The sequence below is a fragment of the Paenibacillus pinihumi DSM 23905 = JCM 16419 genome (genome assembly GCF_000422505.1).
Classification (GTDB): Bacteria; Bacillota; Bacilli; order Paenibacillales; family Paenibacillaceae; genus Paenibacillus_D; species Paenibacillus_D pinihumi.
Genome location: NZ_KE383865.1, coordinates 620,019 through 635,206, shown reverse-complemented (window position 1 = coordinate 635,206; position 15,188 = coordinate 620,019). Strand labels below are relative to the sequence as shown.

Sequence of the window (15,188 nt, the reverse complement as noted above, 5' to 3'; positions counted from 1 at the left end):
CTCTCACCTTCTTATTTAAATTGCGGATGATTCCTTCAGCCGATATTCTGAAGGAGTCATTCCGGTATATTTTTGAAACACTTTCGTAAAATAGCGGCGCTCCTGATAACCGACTACAGATCCAATATGTGTGATGGATTTGTCGCTGCCGCCGAGCAGGCTCTTGGCCGCTTCAATCCGCTGCCGGGTCAAATGCTCGACAAAGGTTTCGCCAAAGTAATTTTTGAACAGCAGGCAAAAATAACTGCAGCTGATACCCAAATAATCAGCAATATCTTCAATGCCAAAGTCCTTCCCCAAATGCTGCTGAATATAGCTTTGCGCAGCCATCATCAGTCTTTCTGAAGATTTTTTCCCCATTAAAGACTCCTTCGACTGCTCAATGAGTGACATCATCAGCGACAGCAGCTCCTTGAGGCTTAGCGAATCCTGCAGCCGGAGCCAGATCATTTCCTCCTGCTCTCCGGACAACATATGGAGTTCACGCATTTCACGGAGCAAATGAATCAGCAAATAATGCAGCACCTTCTCCATTCGGCCAACCCGGCCCTCATTCAGATGTCCAACGTAGCTTTTCAATTCGGACATCACTTGGACAAGCAACTCCTGATTACCGCCGCGCAGACCGCTGCCAATCTGTTCAATCCAGAGCCACTGCGGCTCTCCCGCATCCGGCAGGCTTCCTGCTTCCCGTTCGTCCGTATTCATTTGAGCAGCACAGACATCCACATACCATTGCTCCGGCCGGCTGAGAATGAGCATCTGCTGCATTCTCTGATAGACGGAACCAAGTTCATGCAGGGAGAACAGATTGTGCTCCACACACATCCGGGTGATCATGCCTTCCTTCTCACCTGCGATGCTCTGCAGCCGTTCATAGACCGGCTCGATTCCGGCTCTTGTCATTTCACCCTTTGCTACTGAATTGTTAAATACTACACACCATTCCCCTTCACGAACCTGAAGTACTGTATATTCCCTCATCAACGGCGCCAACATGTCTTTTAAAACGGTCGTCAAACGCAGATTCCAGGCTTTCCGCTCGCGGATCGTCCACATCATCGACTGGTGGGCATAGCCCTCCAAATCAACAAGCAGCACTCCGTAACGTTCCTCATCCGCAGTATCCTCCTCCTCACGCAGCGCATTTCCCGGTTCCTGCTCAATTCCGAGCAGAGCATGCAGCAAATAAGTTTCATTGACCCGGGAAGCGACCTCCTGCAGTCGCTGCTCGGTATCCTGCTTCTTTTGCTGTTCACCGATTTGCCGGGCAATGTCTCGTACCGTCTGCTCCAATTCCATATAGTTGATCGGCTTGCAAATATAGTCTCTGACGCCATACCGGAGTGCGGTTCTGGCATATTCGAATTCCTGGTAACCGGACAGGAGCAGCATTTCACAGGTTAACCCCTGCTCCCTGATCTTCTTCACCAGTGTAATTCCATCCATCACCGGCATGCGGATATCGCTCAGGATCAGGTCAGGCTGGTGCAGTACCGCCATCTCGAGCGCATCGACACCGCTCCTGGCCAATCCGATAATCTCAAAGCCCATATCGGCCCATGGCAGCACCTTGGACAGGTTGTTTAGAATATGCACCTCGTCATCTACCAATAAAGCTTTCAGTCTCATGATTATCACCCGATTCCTGTTTTGGAATGATACACTGAATAACGGTCTTTTGTCCCGGCCAGGAGCAAATAAACAAGCCATATCTGCTGCCATAGCGAATCCGCAGCCTGTCTGAGACGCTGCGGAGGCCCAGCCCCCGGCGTTCATGGCTCGGATACGGCTGCAAAGACTGAAGTGCGGGATCATCCCCGTCCACATGCGACATTGCAGTCAACTGTTCATTTGTAATCCCGATGCCGTTGTCCTCGACCCTCAGCAAAATCCGGTCCTTCTCCATCCGCCCGGTAACCTTGACTTTTCCGATATAGTCTATGCCCTCGAAGCCATGCTGAATGCTGTTTTCTACCAGCGGCTGAAGCGTCAGCTTGGGCAGCATGCAGCCCATCATTTCCTGCGGGATATCAATCTCGTACTCGAACAGCTCCTCGAAGCGGAATTTTTGAATCTCCAGATAACTGCGCAAATGCTCAATTTCCAAACCAAGCTCAATTTCTTCCTTGTCCTGGATACTGATCCGCAGAATACTCGCGAGCCTGAGCACCATCTCGCTAACCTTGCGCCCTTCGTTCTGAACGGCCAGCACATTGATCGATTCCAGTGTGTTGAACAGAAAGTGCGGCTTGATTTGCGCCTGCAGCACCCTCAGCTCCGCATTGGCCTTTTGAAGCTGCTCCCGTTTCACCTGATCAAACAATTCATTGATCTTATCCATCTGGTTATTGAAGCCCTGTTGGAGCAGCAGCAGCTCATCATCCCCTTTCTCCTCCACGCGCGCCCCGAGGTCGCCGCTCTCTACCTTGCGCATAAAACGTACGATAACACCGATTGTGCCCGTAATCCGGTTCATGAACAACATATTGAACAGCATTGCGGTCAGGACGCAGACCAGAATAATACCGGCAAACCATTTCGCAAAAGTTGTTACTTCCTGTGACAGATAGCGCCAGGAGGTAACCGATACAAGCCGCCACGGATACCCTTTCAGCTTGTGAACCGAAATGACACTCAATTGCCCGTCGAAATCCTCCTTGAAGCTCTGATAATCACTGTCCAGATGAAGCTTGTGCTGGATATGGGGCTGCAGCAGCTGACCATCCAGCTCCGACTGATGATCATACAGAATAAGCCCTTCATCATTGACGAGCATGAACCGTGTATCCTTCATGCTGCTGCCCAGCTTCAAATTTTGAAATATTTTCTCAAATTCCCAATTTTTAATCTGCACTACCAGAATACCGACGCGCTTGAAATTGGTCAAATTTTTGATGAGCCGAATTTGCGCGAATACTTTGTCCGATCCGGTCAAATCCGTGTATTCGTAAGGAGCAATCCACTTGGGCATCCCATTTAGCGATAAAATTTCATTGTACAAAGGATGCTCCTGAAACTTCTCATAGGGCAGCGTCCGGAAATTTTCCTTGTTGAAAATCGTAATGACGTTAGAACCCCGGTGACCGTAAGCATTATACAAAAATGCATAATCGATCGCAGGATGGGTGTATAGCAGCGAGCGGAAATTTTTCTGATTGGCATTCAGTTCAAGCTGGGTCGTCGCCGTCAAGTCCTGGGCGTCCGGGTCATTTGCCAGCAGTGCCTCCTGAAATACCCCTTTGGCAATGCCGTTATCTGACAAATTGTTGATTTCATTAAAAACGCTTCGTATGCTGTATCCGATTGCCTTGAGCGAATATTCCGCCTGTTGCGTGTACTTCAGCTCAATTGACCGGAAGGTAACGACAAATGTAATGATTCCGAGAATGAATAACGGAATGATGACAAGTGATATAAATGCCGTCATGACTTTAACACGCAGATTCAAGTAGCAGCAGCTCCCCGTGGGTGTACTGGCAATTGTGAGGGTCCAAGGGTGACTGCCGGATGGTTCAACCCGCGGCTATCCTTTGACGCTGCCAGCCGTTACGCCTTCGATAATTTTCTTTTGCAAAATGGCATAAATGATAATCACCGGCAGGACGCTGAACACAATTCCCGCAGACATCTGGGCGTAATTCGTATTGTAGGCGTCCCTGAAGCCGACCATTCCAACCGGCAGCGTCTTCAGCTTATCGTCGGAAAGAAAGTAATTCGCAAGTAAAAATTCATTCCAGTTGCCCAGGAAATTAATAATAAATACGGTCACAATGGCAGGAATAGTAATTGGTATAATAATTTTACCAAACAGACCGGCAGAGCTCAATCCATCTATTACCGCAGCTTCTTCAATTTCGCCAGGAAGGGAACGCATGAACGCCGCCAAAATAATAACCGTGAACGGAATCGCATTGGCCACATACGGCAGCAGCAGCGCCATATGTGTATCAAGTACATTTAACTGGCGCATCATTCCATAGATCGGGAGCAGCAATGAGTTGTTTGGAATCAGCATGCCGATCAGTACCAGCTGGAACACAATTTTGCTGATCCGGTTGTACCGCATCCGGGTAACGGCAAAGGCCAGCATTGCAGCCAGCAAAATCGAGATGCATGCCGCCAGCACGCCGATATACAAACTGTTGAAGAAATAGGTGCTGATTTTTGCATTGACCCAGGCATTTACGTAATTGTCAAACGACATGGAAGAAGGCAGCCCGAACGGATTGGAAGCAATATCCTGATTGTTCGTTTTGACAGATGAGAACAGGACGAACAGGAACGGATATAAAATAATAAGGAGATAGCCCATGAGAAACATATGCGGAATCGTCTTTTTGAACGTTCTCATTAATATTCAATCCTTTCCGTCCGTCTGGCGATGAGGAATTGGTACAGGACCGTAATAATGATCGTGAACAAAAAGATGAGTACAGCAATCGCATTCCCGAATCCGTGCTTGAAGCTTGTAATCGCATAGCGGATCATATACGTCGCCATAACATCTGTCGCACCGGCAGGACCGCCCTTGGTCATAACCAGCACAATATCTGCGGCCTTCATAGCCCCGGCAATACTGAGCATCACCACGACCGAAATAATCGGCATAATGAGCGGCAGCGTAATTTTTGTCGCTCTCTGAACGCCTGTCGCACCGTCGATAGCCGCTGCCTCATCCAGCTCTTTTGGTATGGAGAGGATAGCCGCCAGCACCATGACAATGTAAAAACCTGTCCACTGCCAGGCATTCGTGATCAGGATGGCAATCATCGCCCAATTTTTGTCCGACAGCCAATAGACCGGCTCGATACCGAACAAGCCGAGAAATTCATTCATCAGCCCAAAATCCGGATTATAGATGAACCCCCACAAAATGCCGATGACTGCTGTAGACATGATAGAAGGCAAAAAGATAGCCGTTTTGTAAAGATCCTTCAACCTTCTTACATTTGCGATAAGCAACGAGAAGAAGACGATGGCCGGAACCTGAATCAAGCAGGAGAACAAAATAAAATACACGTTGTTGCGTGCAGAATACCAGAAAATTTTATCCTGAACGGCTGTGGCGTAGTTGTCCATTCCGATATAGGTCATCGTTTTGGAGATGCCGTTCCAGCTCGTCAAGCTGTTGTTGACCGCTGTAACAATCGGATAAATGAAAAAAGCGACAAACAATATAAAAGCCGGCAGGATGAACAACATATAAATCAGAGGATTTCTAAGCGCTTTATTCATGGGAACCTCCGCATAATGGTTGAGGACTCTGGCATTTTATTTTGAAAAAAAAGACGCCCCCACATGCCTTAAGGCGGGTGGCGCCCATTCATTATAAACGGCGGGTTATTGAGCAGCTGAGTTGGCCGCATCCTGCACAGCCTGCACATTTTCCAGCATTTTCGCTGCATCAATATCGCCGCTGATTACCTGTTGAATGCCTGTGCTGAGCGCTGTGTTCACCTCAGCTTGCACCAGTGCGTCGAACGCCGGGAAGGAGGTTCCGATTTCGCTTACCGCTCTGAAAATATCCTGCATGAGCGGATCATCCGAAACGGTCTTCATTTGATCCAGATCCATCTTCATTGCCGGCAATACGCCGTCTTCCTTCAGTCCGCGGAGCTGCATCTCTTCAGTCCACATATTCCGGATAAACTCCTTCACAACTTGCAGCTTGCGCGGGTCTTCAGCGACTGCGCTTGAGAAGCCGTATCCGTTGTTGGCATCCTGCATGACGACGACAGGATCGCCGGCATTCACCGGAGGCATATTAAAATAGCCGATTTTGCCAACCATGTCTCCTGCCTGCGCAGGGTCTCTGAATACCGAGTTGGCCCAGGAGCCGTCCATCATCATGACGGCTTCGCCGGTAATAACCTGGTTTCTCATATGTGCATATTCAAAGCCAAGTTCGCCTTTTTTAAAGTAGCCTTTTTGTACCCATTCCTGGTGCTTGGCTACCCCTTTCACAATGTTATCATCCGTCCATTTGGATTCACCGGTCTTGAGTCCATACGTAATTTGAGGGCCTCCATAATAGGACCACAGATTGTTCGTTGTCATCAGCGGAATCCATGCATCTTTGGAAGCTTGGGCAAACGGGAACTTGCCGTCAGCTTTGATTTTCGCTGCAAGATCATCCAGCTCTGCCAATGTTTTTGGAACCTGGTAGCCTTTTTGTTCAAAGTACTCTTTATTATAAAAATAGCCTTCAATCGAACCGCCAATCGGAATGCCGTATATTTTTCCGTCATGCGTAAACGGTACCAAAGTTGTGAATTTTTCTGTCAGTCCCAGCTCTTCAAGAATAGGAGTAAGATCAAGCATCAGGCCTTCCTTCGCATAAAGCTCCGCATCCGGACTGCCCATGACATCAAAGATTTCCGGCGGCTTGCCAGCAGCCATTTCACCTCTTAGCCTTTCCTTCCGGTTTACTTCAGAGTCCACGCCATCAAGCTTGATCTTCAAGCCTGGAACAGCGGCTTCTGTCTTTTTGACCACATCTTCCAGCAAAGCCAGACGGAATTTCTTGGACTCCCCTACCTGAGTATGACGAATCGTAATTTCGAACGGCTCATTATTTGTCTTGCCGCCCTGATCCCCGTTGCCTGCAGTTTGCTGGCCTTCGCTGCCGGGCTTATTTCCATTGCCACTAGTGCCGCAGCCCGCAAGCATTATAACGAAGATCAGCGAGAGCAGCAGCACCAAACTTTTCTTCATAATTTCAAGACCTCCTCAAGATCGGTTGGTTTAAGGTACACTTTTAATTGTAGGAAGAGCGCGTGAATTTGGTAAGGAGGATAAATTTCTATTAGGGGGATAAAATCATCTAAATCATAAAATGTAACCGTTTGATCATAACAACAAGCGTTATTATTTATAACTAAATATGTAAGTATAATTTCATATGTTATTTTATATAACTCATAAAATCATCCATTTTTTATATTTTCATACTCATTATCCATGATAGCGCTTTATTTTTCAATTAAATGGAGGCTGTGTGATTACCACCGGGCTGACTTGTCCATAAAGAGAGCCTGACCATCCCGCTCGATGATCAGGCAACTTCCCCTCATGGTGTTAATTTTTTTATTCCACCGGGCCGCTTCGTTCTTCTGAAGCAGGCTCATAGCGGTAACTGCGGCTCAGTTTGACAATCCGCCGGCTTTTCTTGCGGATCATGACCTGCTCCTCATTCCAGGCCACCACTATGCCATATACATCATTTCCCTCTATATGATCGCGCACGACCCTGACAGCCGTTCCTTGTACTCTGAAGGCATCCAGTTGTTCATCTGAAAGCATAACTCCACCCCTTTGTTCAATTAAGTATAAGCAAAGAGACCCTTGGGCCGCACACGGCCCGCTAGGTCTCTTCCGTATCATATACCGTATAATGCTGATCAGCTTAGCCTACATGCTCCTTGGAGTCATTCGTTTCGTACCATTCATCCAGAACGCGTGACGACATGACGCGATTGGCAATATATTCGCTCTGGCGCTCAGTGAACTGGTCACGCCAATTCAACTGCAATTCCTCACACAGCTTCACAACCGTTAATAATTCAGACCATGCGACATAACGTTTATACCAGAAAAACTGCGGATGCTCAATCATATACGGGTACAAAGTGTCGAACTCAGTATGTTTGCAATCGAGAGCACGCTCGAAATGAATTTTGGCATCGGACAATTTTGTATAAAAAAATTCTGGCGAGATTTCTAATTTATCCATATCCTTCTGCCTCCCTTTTTACGCCAATTACTTGTTATTATAGATGAAAACATCCGCCGTGGAAAGAGACGAATCTCTGGAAACTTTGATTTACACGAACGAAATCGTGCCGCCCTCCAGCGAAGCGATGCGCACGAGCGATTCTACACGGATACCCTGCTCGCGGATCGTGCGGCCTCCGGCCTGGAATGCCTTCTCTACGGCGATACCGAGCCCTACCAGACTTGCGCCGGAGCGTTCAATAATTTTGATCAAGCCGCGTGCCGCATCGCCGTTGGCGATAATATCGTCAATGAACAGCACGCGGTCCCCCTCGCTCAAATACTGCCGTGAAACCATAATATCTGTAACAATGCCTTTCGTAAATGAAGGGACACGCTCGCTCAGCGCATCAGGCTCAGCAATCAGCGTTTTTTTGCGGCGGGCAAAGAGCAGCGGCACATTCAAAGTCAGCGCTGTCGCAAAGGCGATCGGAATGCCTGAGGACTCCACAGTAATGACTTTTGTAATGTTATCCTCCGCAAAACGCCGGGCAAACTCCTGCCCCATCAGCATCGTCAGCTCCGGATCGACCTGATGATTGAGCAGCCCATCCAGCTTCAGCACATCGCTGGATAAGATTGACGCTTCACGAAGTATTCTCTCTTTTAAAATATCCATAAGTTCACGTTCCCTTCAATTCCTACAATTCTTTCCGTTAAAGTACCATAGATACAACCTTTCCGCAACTTTTTCCTCCATATTAAGCGCTTTATTTTGATAACTTTTTGCGTGGATTTCTTTTTGGATGAAAGAGAGGTCATTCCATTGCATCTTCCTTCAAACCATGCGCTTATAATTGCTTTTGACAACCACATATTTATGCACTTTAATTTGATCCTCACTGATCAAAAGTACATGACTCGGGTCATATATTTTCAAATATATGCTGATCGCCAATCTGTCCGGTGAGCATTTGGAAAAAGGTAGCTTCCTAGTGAACCAATTCAATAATCACCTACTTTATTCCTATGAAATTGATGCAAAAATTGTCAAACAGGACCATTTATCTATGGAATTAGTTCTATTTACTCTTTTTTGAACGTACTGAATTTGGGTATTCTCTTTAAAGAGTCCAAATACATAGGGGGAAATCAAAAATGAAGAAATTAGCAATTCTGCTCATGGCTGCATCGTTGCTGTTAGGAGCAACAGCTTGCGGAGCGAAGGAACAACAAGGTACAACCGGCAATACGCCTGCCAGCAGCAATACACAAACCCAAGGCGCAGGAGACACCCAATCCGCTTCGCTGCCTTCGGCTGAAGAACTGTTTGACAAAATGGCCAAAACCGGCGCAGAGCTGAAAAGCTTCGCGATGGAAACTCAAATGAAACAAAACATCGTGGTTTCACAAGGCGGAGAGCAGCAGGAGCAAAATATTGAGCTGTCGATGAAGTCCGACATGGTCAGAGAACCGGTGCAAATGTTCCAGGAGATGCAAATAAAAACCGATCAGGGTGATCAAAACGTTTCCCAATATATCACTACTGAAGGCATCTACGCTCAAACCAACGGAACCTGGGTGAAGCTTCCGGATGAGATGAAGGATCAAATGCTGGCAAGCATGGAATCTTCCATGAAGCCTGAGGCGCAATTCGAGCAATACAAAAAAATTGCTACAGATACTAAAGTTGCCGAAGAAGGCAATGAGTATGTGCTTACTGCCGAGCTTTCCGGGGACAGTCTGATGAAGATGGGCAAAGAATTGTTGAACCAGGCTGGCTCAAATGAGCAAGCTGCTGCCATGATGGAAGCTATGACCATTAAAAGCATGACGGTTGTCAGTGCAGTAAATAAAGAGACTTACCAGCCTACCCGTACAGACGTGAAAGCGGTGCTGGAAATGGAGCAGGACGGTGCAAAAGTCGTCATGGATATGGATATGAAAAATATCTTCTCCAAGCATAATGCTGTTGAAGAAATCAAAGTGCCTGAAGAAGCATTGAAAGCAGCTTCCAGCCAATAATTTTTAGCATAACGTAAAGCCCCAAAACTTCAACGCCAAGGCTCTGCCAGTCAGAGCCTTGGCGTTTTGTTCTTAAACAAAAAAGATCAGCTTAAATGTTGAGCCAGGAAAAATTTCATGAAACTTTTTGGCATTTTTACCGTCTAAGTATAATAAAGCATGCATACGCAAATGGATGTGGCAAGGAGGTGTCCTACCTATGAAGAAAAAATCCATATTTTGGATTGCTCCTGCTGTAGTCAGCCTTGCGCTCGCTGCCGGGTGTTCCGCTACAGTCGAGCAGCCTGCCAACCTGAACGGAGATCAGACAGCAGAGACCGTACATACAGCCGGGCCTAACAACCAGGAGAATCAAAACAGCCCGCAGCAGGCTTATAATAGCCAGGAAAACAAGCCTGATCCTTCCGACATGATTACCCCTCCCGAGGATAGTCCCAAGACGCCCGGAATCGGTGAGACTGCTGCCAGCACAGTGGACAAAATCAGCAAAAGCAAAAGTGACAAGGACAAAGGCTGGAACACCAAGTCGCCCAAGCTGCTCGGCATCGCGATTGGCGACAGCAAGGATTCGGTAATTGCACAGTATGGCAAAGCCGAGGAAGAGTTCACAATGGAGGAACAAAAGGAAACAAGCTATGTAAGTGAGTACAAAGGCTTTTGGGTCGGATTCGATACGAAGAACAAGGTCAAATTCGTAGAGATTTTTGATTCGGAAGTGAAGACGGATCTGAACGGACTGAAAATCGGCCAGCCTGGCGAGGATGCCATCAAGGCATTGGGCAAGCCAAGCAACCATAATACGTACACGCTCGGCTACAAGGCCGATGGCGCTTTCCTGAAGCTCGACCTTGATCCTCAAAATAATGAGGTCACTTCGATCAAATTATTTGTCCAAGCCTAGCACTCGGCTTATAGATGCAGTTATTCCAAAAAACCTTTGCCTCATGGAACCGGTCACCCTCTGGCTTCCAGACAGACGCGAAGGTTTTTTTATTTTGTGTACAAGTCATCCTTGTCCCTATTTGGACATACCTTTTTATAGAGTGTGTTTGAAGAGGAGGACAGGAATTGCGGAATCTGGGGAAAATGCTGCAGATCGGACTTACCTTTATGGGGACAGTCGTCGGCGCAGGCTTTGCAAGCGGCCAGGAAATATTGCAATTTTTTACCCGCTTCGGATTTATCAGCGCCTTTACCATTCTGGTGGTTACTTGTATATTTATTTGGCTTGGTGCAAAAATGATGCTGCTCGCAGCTGAAATTAACGCTGTTTCCTATGAGGATTTGAACCGGAATCTGTTCGGGGACCGTCTGGGACAGTTCGTCAGTATTTTCATGATGATTGTGCTGCTCGGTGTAACAGGAGTTATGCTGGCCGGTGCCGGCTCCATCTTCCTCGAGCATCTGAACATCTCCTATCAGACCGGGCTTATACTAACGCTTGTTGCCTGTTTTTTTGTTTTGCGAAAAGGGCTCAAGGCCATCCTGACAGTGAATTCCATTGTCGCCCCCATTATGCTGCTCTTTACAGTCATTATGTTGTTCAAGACATTGGATACCCCAAACTCCGGACGGTGGCTTCATCTGGTCAATGATTATTCCCCTTGGGCAGCCTGGGCATCCCCCTTTTTGTATACCGCCTATAACCTGTCGCTGGGTCAAGCCGTGCTCGTCCCTCTGGGCGCCAAAATGAAAGACCGCAGCGCTATTATCGGCGGCGCCTGGATTGGCGGGATCGGAATCGGGTTTATGCTCCTTGTCGGACATATCACCCTCTCGGCAAATATGCCCGGCATTACCCAGTACGCCATTCCAATGGGAGGCATAGCCAGGCAGCTCGGGCATGGGATTCAATGGGTTTTTATTTTTCTTATTTTCTCTGAAATCTTTACTTCACTGATTGCTAATGTATATGGCCTCACTGTCCAGCTTCAGGAGCATCTCAAATGGCGGCAGGATTTCATTATCCTCATGGTTCTGTTTCTTAGCTTTCTGCTTAGCCAGTTCGGCTTCGGCACGTTGCTGTCTACCTTGTATCCGATCTTCGGCCTGATCAGTCTGGGCTGGATGGCGCTGATTGTGCGTCGTTAAGCACAGATGGCATGTATCCCGAATAAACCTCCTTAAGCTGTGCAATAACCCGCTGTAAGGAGTAGACCTGTTTGGCCTTATTCCAGGCTGCACGGGCCATATTATAGCGGTATGCCGGATCGGATACCATCAGTTCCAGTGCATTGCTAAGTGCAATCGGGTCTTCCGGCGGCACAAGCAAGCCGTTGATACCGTCCTCGATCTGCTCGGCAATTCCCCCTACACGGGTTCCGACCAGAGCCAGCAGGCACAATGCAGCCTCCGCAAATACGGAGCCAAATGCCTCTGCCCGGGAGGGAAGCACGAAAATATCAAAGAATGGCATGAATTCCTCCGGGTGAAGCATATACCCGTAAAAAATAATATCATCATATAAGTCCAGTTCGACCGCAAGCTGCTCCAGTTCCTCGCGGATTGGTCCATCCCCGATTATATGCAGGACGAACGGCTTGCCGCGGCGCTTAAGATCCGCACAGGCATGCATCAGTACATCCAGCCCCTTCGCCGGAACTAACCGGCATACGGTAATGAGCTGCGGCACTTCATTTTCGTGGGATATCGGCCGGAAGCGCTTCTCATCGAATCCATTCGGGATGACTCTGATGTTCTCCGGGTTATTCAGATGGGGAGCGAGATACGAACGGAAGGATTCAGATACCGTCAGCAGCCTGTCTGCCTTCGCCTCCAGTTCTTTATATATCGCCGTCAGGAAGCGATGCTCCGCTCCGCCCTCCTCAATTCTGCCGTTCAGGATGAGCTCGCGCTCATAACTGGAGTGAATCGTCATCAGCAGCGGCGTATCCGGAAACAGCTGTTTCATCACCAGAGCTGCTATCGGATGATGCGCATGAATGAGATCATAGCTTTTATGAATCCTCAGCCGCGTCCACCATACATAATCCCGAAAGGTTTGCAAATATTTATCGATCGTACTATTGCCCTCAAACTCCCTCACATCGAAGGTCTCGAACACGACCTCCTCCTGTCCCTTACCCCTCACCCGCTTGGGGATCGAGAACAGTTCCACTTGCCAGTTCATTTTATTAAAACGATCCTGTATATAGGGAACCATGGAGGACACCCCTCCAGGCTGTTCGGGAGGGAAAAACAAAGCTTGCAGTATATCCAAGGCATTTCCTCCAATCACGCCAGTTGCAGCCGCTCTATAAGCTCTCCTGCTGGATGAAAGATTCGGTTCAACTTATATAGCAGCCATATCATGATAAAGCTTCTCTATTTATTATAAGCGTTGTTGCGCTGGAATTATATACTGGATGCATAAATGGGCACTGCAGCCTTGCAGCCAACACATAAACAGGTGCCGCTGACGCCTATAACGTCCGCTGCACCTGTTCCTGTCTCTCATATTCCTCCCGCAGTATGGCCATCAGTATCAGATCACAGTAGCCTCCGTTGCGGAATTGTCTTTGCCTTAAGCGGCCTTCTTCGATAAAGCCGCATTTCTCATAGCATCTGAGTGCAGGACGATTATAGTCATACACTTCCAGCTGCAACCGGTTCAGATTCAGACTCTGGAAGACAAACCGCTGGAGAAGCCTAATCGCCTCTGTCCCATAGCCCCGTCCCTGATTGACCTGGCTGCCGATAACGAGGCCCAGCTCGGCTACCCGGTTTTTCCAGTCGATTTCAAACAGGTCGATCTGTCCAATGTAATCCTCGGTATGCCGGTGGGCAATAATGAACCCCCGGTGTCCTCCCGCACCCTCCATGGCTCCTTCTATAAAAGCCTCTGTGTCCTGAATGGTCTGCGGATACAAAAAGGTATCCGACAGGCTTTCCGTAATCACAGGATCGTTCACCCACTCCCGCATTGGGAGCAGATCCTCACGCCTGTATTCACGAAGCCGAATTCGTTCTCCAATCAGATGCGGCATCCTCTTCCCTCACTTTGCGCCTTCACCATTTATTAATCCGGCTGATCGACCGGAATCAGAATTTCGACAAGCTCCTCTTCCAGGTGCTCGTCAAAATGATACACTTCAATACCTACTGCCTGTTCAACCTTCTTCAGTCCTGTTTCCTTCATCCAGGCCATCAGGCGTTCATAACCTTCGCCAAATCTTTGCGTCGTACAGCTTATCATCGCATAGCTGTGCCCGGGAATTGTAAACTGCACCATATCCGGCGGCGTTTGCTCCAATTGGCCTACCTCATAGCATACCCAGTAAGTGGCAAAAACCTCATTTCCGTAATACGGGCAATACAAAGCGGTTGACTTGGAATAGCTCCCCAGCTCATGCTTTCTGGCAAGGAATTCATCCCGCAGTCGTATTACCTCATCAGGAAAACTGGAATACGGACCTGAGTAACTGATTCCCGCTAAATGAAGCGAGGGCTTTTTCACCAACATACAATTGTCCATCGCGCAATCCTCCCGGCTTTTGTTTTGACAAGGATGGTTCAAGCTGCAAGGGCACTTACGGAACTTGGTTCCTTTGTCATTGTACTCATAGATTGACGGCTACTGCAAGTCATATTGAATGTATGCGCTATCCGGATTATGGCAGCAGCGCCGTTCCTGCTCCCGCACAGTGCCTCATGAACGTTGTGCAGTTGCATTTCGGGCACTGCTGCAATATGCCGGTGCGGTTGCCGGGCGAAGGCAAGCCGCTCAGGCTTATGCTATGATAGTAGTCAAGTTATTTGTATGCTTCGAGCGGCCGGAACCAGCCTGCCAAATCCGAATAACGAGGTGCTGTATGCAAATTATCGCCATGATTACAATGCTAATCGATCATATCGGAGTTGTGTTCTTCAACGATGACTCCGCTTTGCGCATTATCGGGCGCATTGCTTTCCCGATCTATGCGTTTGCCCTTGTCATGGGTTATTACCACACATCCAACATCCGAAACTACCTGATCCGCTTAGCCTTATTGGCCGCAATTTCCCAGCTTCCATTTCAATTGGCCCTTGAAGCCGATGGCATCAACGTTATTGCGGCGCTGTTTGTCTCGCTGCTCGTGCTCCTGGCTATTGACAAGAGCAAGTCTGTTATTTTAGGCGGAGCCGTCACCATCGCAGCGGGTGTGGCGCTGGAGCTGATGAACTTTGATTATGGCTACTACGGCCTTGCACTCGTACTGATCTACCGGTATATCAAAAGCCGCTTGCAGCTTTCACTGCATGCCCTGATTAATATTGCAGTTATTATTCATAAGGGCTGGGTGATACAGATATATAGTCTGATAAGCACCGCCACTCTGATCTACACGCCCCAGTTGTACAACAGCTTTGACCGTTTGCGCCCCCCGCGTTGGATCTGGCTGAGCTTTTACCCTGCGCATCTTATTGTGCTATACCTGATCAGGGAATGGCTGGTCTATTATTAATCG

General features: G+C 48.1%; 15 protein-coding genes. 4 read left to right on the top strand and 11 right to left on the bottom strand.

All coding sequences use genetic code 11. The annotated features are described in order from the left end of the window. Positions 1 to 15: 15 nt before the first annotated feature. From H583_RS0123180 to H583_RS0123145, 8 genes are all read right to left on the bottom strand, one after another. Positions 16 to 1,632: a response regulator gene (locus H583_RS0123180; RefSeq protein WP_028562561.1), complete on the bottom strand. Its 1,617-nt coding sequence runs from the start codon at positions 1,630 to 1,632 to the stop codon at positions 16 to 18. Further along, complete coding sequence (locus H583_RS0123175; protein WP_028562560.1) at positions 1,604 to 3,451, bottom strand: sensor histidine kinase; 1,848 nt, start codon at positions 3,449 to 3,451, stop codon at positions 1,604 to 1,606. Before H583_RS0123175 ends, H583_RS0123180 begins: the two co-directional genes overlap by 29 nt. A 75-nt stretch (positions 3,452 to 3,526) precedes the next feature. Then, entirely contained in the window at positions 3,527 to 4,354 is an 828-nt protein-coding gene (locus H583_RS0123170; protein ID WP_028562559.1) for a carbohydrate ABC transporter permease, read from the bottom strand. After that, positions 4,354 to 5,238, bottom strand: coding sequence for a carbohydrate ABC transporter permease (locus tag H583_RS0123165; protein WP_028562558.1), 885 nt, complete (start codon positions 5,236 to 5,238; stop codon positions 4,354 to 4,356). The genes H583_RS0123170 and H583_RS0123165 overlap by 1 nt, the downstream gene beginning before the upstream one ends. A gap of 105 nt (positions 5,239 to 5,343) precedes the next feature. Beyond that, positions 5,344 to 6,717, bottom strand: a complete 1,374-nt coding sequence (locus H583_RS0123160; protein ID WP_028562557.1) for an ABC transporter substrate-binding protein — start codon at positions 6,715 to 6,717, stop codon at positions 5,344 to 5,346. Between the two features lie 372 nt (positions 6,718 to 7,089). Next, the gene (locus H583_RS0123155) at positions 7,090 to 7,305 is read right to left on the bottom strand and encodes a hypothetical protein (RefSeq protein WP_028562556.1); all 216 of its coding nucleotides are present in this window, start codon (positions 7,303 to 7,305) and stop codon (positions 7,090 to 7,092) included. A gap of 103 nt (positions 7,306 to 7,408) precedes the next feature. Continuing rightward, on the bottom strand, positions 7,409 to 7,735 hold the full coding sequence (locus H583_RS0123150) for a hypothetical protein (protein WP_028562555.1): 327 nt from the start codon (positions 7,733 to 7,735) through the stop codon (positions 7,409 to 7,411). A gap of 90 nt (positions 7,736 to 7,825) precedes the next feature. Beyond that, positions 7,826 to 8,395 (bottom strand): xanthine phosphoribosyltransferase, encoded by a 570-nt coding sequence (locus H583_RS0123145; protein ID WP_028562554.1) that lies wholly within the window; start codon positions 8,393 to 8,395, stop codon positions 7,826 to 7,828. 479 nt (positions 8,396 to 8,874) lie between these two features. Here H583_RS0123145 and H583_RS0123130 point away from each other — a divergent pair, with 479 nt between their 5' ends. From H583_RS0123130 to H583_RS0123120, 3 genes are all read left to right on the top strand, one after another. Beyond that, the gene (locus H583_RS0123130) at positions 8,875 to 9,741 is read left to right on the top strand and encodes a DUF6612 family protein (RefSeq protein WP_028562553.1); all 867 of its coding nucleotides are present in this window, start codon (positions 8,875 to 8,877) and stop codon (positions 9,739 to 9,741) included. Between the two features lie 199 nt (positions 9,742 to 9,940). After that, positions 9,941 to 10,642 carry a hypothetical protein gene (locus H583_RS35585; protein ID WP_051236865.1) on the top strand — a complete coding sequence of 234 codons (702 nt, stop codon included), beginning with the start codon at positions 9,941 to 9,943 and terminating at the stop codon, positions 10,640 to 10,642. Between the two features lie 167 nt (positions 10,643 to 10,809). Continuing rightward, a complete protein-coding gene (locus H583_RS0123120) occupies positions 10,810 to 11,832 on the top strand; it encodes a YkvI family membrane protein (RefSeq protein WP_028562552.1) in 1,023 nt (340 codons plus the stop codon). Here the strand turns inward: H583_RS0123120 and H583_RS33985 are convergent. From H583_RS33985 to H583_RS0123105, 3 genes are all read right to left on the bottom strand, one after another. Next, complete coding sequence (locus H583_RS33985; RefSeq protein ID WP_051236863.1) at positions 11,795 to 12,961, bottom strand: glycosyltransferase family 4 protein; 1,167 nt, start codon at positions 12,959 to 12,961, stop codon at positions 11,795 to 11,797. The genes H583_RS0123120 and H583_RS33985 overlap by 38 nt on opposite strands. A 202-nt stretch (positions 12,962 to 13,163) precedes the next feature. After that, positions 13,164 to 13,727, bottom strand: coding sequence for a GNAT family N-acetyltransferase (locus tag H583_RS0123110; protein ID WP_028562551.1), 564 nt, complete (start codon positions 13,725 to 13,727; stop codon positions 13,164 to 13,166). A gap of 32 nt (positions 13,728 to 13,759) precedes the next feature. Then, on the bottom strand, positions 13,760 to 14,215 hold the full coding sequence (locus H583_RS0123105) for a GyrI-like domain-containing protein (protein WP_028562550.1): 456 nt from the start codon (positions 14,213 to 14,215) through the stop codon (positions 13,760 to 13,762). 337 nt (positions 14,216 to 14,552) lie between these two features. Between H583_RS0123105 and H583_RS0123100 the strand changes: the two genes are divergently transcribed. Beyond that, entirely contained in the window at positions 14,553 to 15,185 is a 633-nt protein-coding gene (locus H583_RS0123100; protein ID WP_028562549.1) for a TraX family protein, read from the top strand. Positions 15,186 to 15,188 lie beyond the last annotated feature (3 nt).

Bases quoted from the DNA above. Each gene is read 5' to 3' on its own strand.
- H583_RS0123130 (WP_028562553.1), top strand. From the start codon at position 8,875: ATGAAGAAATTAGCAATTCTGCTCATGGCTGCATCGTTGCTGTTAGGA.
- H583_RS0123100 (WP_028562549.1), top strand. From the start codon at position 14,553: ATGCAAATTATCGCCATGATTACAATGCTAATCGATCATATCGGAGTT.
- H583_RS35585 (WP_051236865.1), top strand. From the start codon at position 9,941: ATGAAGAAAAAATCCATATTTTGGATTGCTCCTGCTGTAGTCAGCCTT.
- H583_RS0123105 (WP_028562550.1), bottom strand. From the start codon at position 14,215: ATGGACAATTGTATGTTGGTGAAAAAGCCCTCGCTTCATTTAGCGGGA.
- H583_RS0123180 (WP_028562561.1), bottom strand. From the start codon at position 1,632: ATGAGACTGAAAGCTTTATTGGTAGATGACGAGGTGCATATTCTAAAC.
- H583_RS0123110 (WP_028562551.1), bottom strand. From the start codon at position 13,727: ATGCCGCATCTGATTGGAGAACGAATTCGGCTTCGTGAATACAGGCGT.
- H583_RS0123155 (WP_028562556.1), bottom strand. From the start codon at position 7,305: ATGCTTTCAGATGAACAACTGGATGCCTTCAGAGTACAAGGAACGGCT.
- H583_RS0123170 (WP_028562559.1), bottom strand. From the start codon at position 4,354: ATGAGAACGTTCAAAAAGACGATTCCGCATATGTTTCTCATGGGCTAT.
- H583_RS0123165 (WP_028562558.1), bottom strand. From the start codon at position 5,238: ATGAATAAAGCGCTTAGAAATCCTCTGATTTATATGTTGTTCATCCTG.
- H583_RS0123145 (WP_028562554.1), bottom strand. From the start codon at position 8,395: ATGGATATTTTAAAAGAGAGAATACTTCGTGAAGCGTCAATCTTATCC.
- H583_RS0123150 (WP_028562555.1), bottom strand. From the start codon at position 7,735: ATGGATAAATTAGAAATCTCGCCAGAATTTTTTTATACAAAATTGTCC.
- H583_RS0123160 (WP_028562557.1), bottom strand. From the start codon at position 6,717: ATGAAGAAAAGTTTGGTGCTGCTGCTCTCGCTGATCTTCGTTATAATG.